Source organism: Glaciimonas soli (genome assembly GCF_009497155.1).
Classification (GTDB): Bacteria; Pseudomonadota; Gammaproteobacteria; order Burkholderiales; family Burkholderiaceae_D; genus Glaciimonas; species Glaciimonas soli.
The window spans coordinates 1-1,762 of record NZ_WINI01000013.1; the positions used below are offsets into that span (position 1 = coordinate 1).

The window sequence follows — 1,762 nt, forward strand, 5'->3', positions numbered from 1 at the left end:
TCAGGTGAACGCGTGGTGCAATCTGCGCTTCCACAAAATGCCGATCTGGTACAGCAAGCCCGCACCTTTTTAGCCGACAAGCCTGCCAATCAACGTTTGTACCAGCGCACCATGGCGGCTATGCCTAATCTGAACCAGCAAGACTTTACGCTGGCACGCGCTGTCGGGCCACAGGCCAATAGTGTTTTTACATTAGCATCTGGCAACCAGTTGACTAAGGGGATACCGGGCATCTTTACCTACGCCGGTTATCACACGGTATTTGACCCACGCTTAACAGAATTCGTGCGCGATGCGCAGTTGGATGATGCCTGGGTAATGGGTAAGTCGATTGCTCCACTGTCTGACAAAGCCAAAGAATTTATCGATGACGATCCGATTACCAAAGACATTCGCAGCCAATATCTGCAAGAGTACACTCAGCGCTGGACGGCGTTTCTCGATGATATCCGTACTGTGACCGGCAAGGATCTCAAAGCCGATGTGAAGTTACTCAGTATGTATGCGGCACCAGATGCACCACTCTCACGTTTGGCAAAAGCGGCTGCACGTGAGACTACCTTGTCACGCAAACTGGAGATCGACGGCGATAACGATAGAGATTTGCTAGACAAAGCATCGGACACGATCAGCAAAAGCAGCCGTGCGATGTTCGGCGTCGGGCAATCGCAATTAGAAAAAGAGTTAGTTGATAGTCATTTCGCAGCACTACGGCAAGTGGTTACCGGTGAAACAGATGCAGGGCAATCATCAACTGCCGCCCCTATCCCTGGTCTTGCTGCCATCAATGGTTTATTAAATGCTTACTTCACTTCGTTGCTGGTGGCAGATTCGGCATTAAGCAGTAACGGTCTACCGCCAGACAATACAGAGGTAAGCCGCAATTTGATACAAGCAGCCGACGCCGCACCAGCGCCATTCAAAACCATACTGTCTGCATTGGTCAATGGCAGTACACAAAAAATCGGCGATGGTGCCTCCATCATGTTGCGCAAACAGGCACAAGAAAAACTGGATCGCGTCAACCAATTGATGGCGCAACAAGTGAGCAATCCCTGCCAATCAGGTATTGCCGGACACTACCCATTTGCGGCCAGCGTGACCGAAGTGGCAATTGATGACTTCAAACGGATGTTTGCCGCTGGCGGCGCAGCAGATAGCTTCTTCCAGCAACAGCTGGCACCATTTGTCGAGACCAGTAGCCGACCATGGCGCTATATCAACCCAGCCACGGTAACTACACCCACACCGGCGCAGGCGGCCATACTGGGTATCACAGCATCAAACGATAGCGCACCGAGTACCAACAACAGCCCAACACTGTTAAGTGAGTACCTGAAACTGCTGGTGCAACAAGGTCCCAATCCTGATTTCTTCGCACACGCCAAAGCTATCCGCGAAGCCTATTTCCAAAACCCGGGCAATCAAACGGTGGCCTGGAAAACTAACGTCAGTGTCACATCGCTTGATCCGACGATTGTTGAACTGTATATGAATTTTGATGGGCAGGCACAGCGCTATGTGCATGGCCCTGTCGAACAATTAACCGTCAACTGGCCTGGCCCGTATGGTGGCACGTCGCTTGAACTGACGGCCAATCCACGTATTAGCGTGCCTACCTCCACCATCTATATGCGCGGTGCGTGGGCTATGCAACACTTGATGGAACAAGGAAAGCGGATTGGGCCGGTGGCGAATAGCAAAGTGACCATGGAGTTTTCGTTTGATACGCGTAAGGCGGTGTTGGAATTTGATAGTGGCG

Annotated in this window: 1 protein-coding gene; it reads left to right on the forward strand. The window is 51.5% G+C overall.

Translation table 11 applies throughout. From position 1 onward, the window contains the following. On the forward strand, positions 1-1,762 hold a 1,762-nt coding region (locus GEV47_RS19940), incomplete at both ends, for an ImcF-related family protein (RefSeq protein ID WP_322741699.1).